We start from the raw sequence: 733 nt of genomic DNA, 5'->3' as shown, positions 1-733 counted from the left end.
AGATAAGCCTTTTAAAAACATTAATAAGACTAAAGAAGTTAAGAGATTAAATAAGAAACTTAAAAGACTACAAAGACAGATTTCAAGAAAATATGATATGTTGAAAAGTGGAACTACTTTTAAAAAAGGTGAAAAACTTACTAAAACTCAAAATATCATAAAACTTGAAAAACAAATAAAACTTGTTCATAAAAGAATTTCAGATATTAGATTAAATCATATTCACCAAACTACTAATACAATAGTAAAAACCAAGCCTTGTAGAGTAGTTGCTGAAGATTTAAATGTGAGAGGTATGTTGAAAAACAAACATCTATCTAAATCAATTTCAGAACAATGTTTTAATAAGTTTATAACTATACTTGAATATAAATGTAAATGGAGTGGAATTGAATTTATAAAAGCAGATAGATTCTTTCCAAGTAGTAAAATGTGTTCTTGCTGTGGAACTATCAAGAAAGATTTAAAACTTAAAGATAGAACTTATATATGTTCCAATAAAAAGTGCAATCTTGTAATTGATAGGGATAAAAATGCAAGTATTAATTTAGCAAATTACCAATTAGCATAGAAAATCAACTAAAAAGATTATGCTAATATGTAGACATTGACGAGGTCGAATTAAAGCCTTTGGAGTATTATATCAAACGAAAGTAGATTGTTATTTATAACTTTTAAAATCGGATACGTTGAAAAAGGAAGTAAATCTATGAAATTTATAAAGTATTTATAA

At 24.8% G+C, this 733-nt stretch carries 1 protein-coding gene; it reads left to right on the top strand.

Annotation, left to right across the window (positions count from 1 at the left end):
* The coding region (locus CHF27_RS14035) for an RNA-guided endonuclease InsQ/TnpB family protein (protein ID WP_147294107.1) at nt 1-571 on the top strand (571 nt) is incomplete at its 5' end.
* Between the last annotated feature and the right edge of the window lie 162 nt (nt 572-733).

Origin of the sequence: Romboutsia maritimum, assembly GCF_002251085.2 — a bacterium.
GTDB classification, from domain to species: Bacteria; Bacillota; Clostridia; order Peptostreptococcales; family Peptostreptococcaceae; genus Romboutsia_B; species Romboutsia_B maritimum.
Note: the sequence above shows the minus strand (reverse complement) of the source record. Positions and strands in the feature narration are given on the sequence as shown.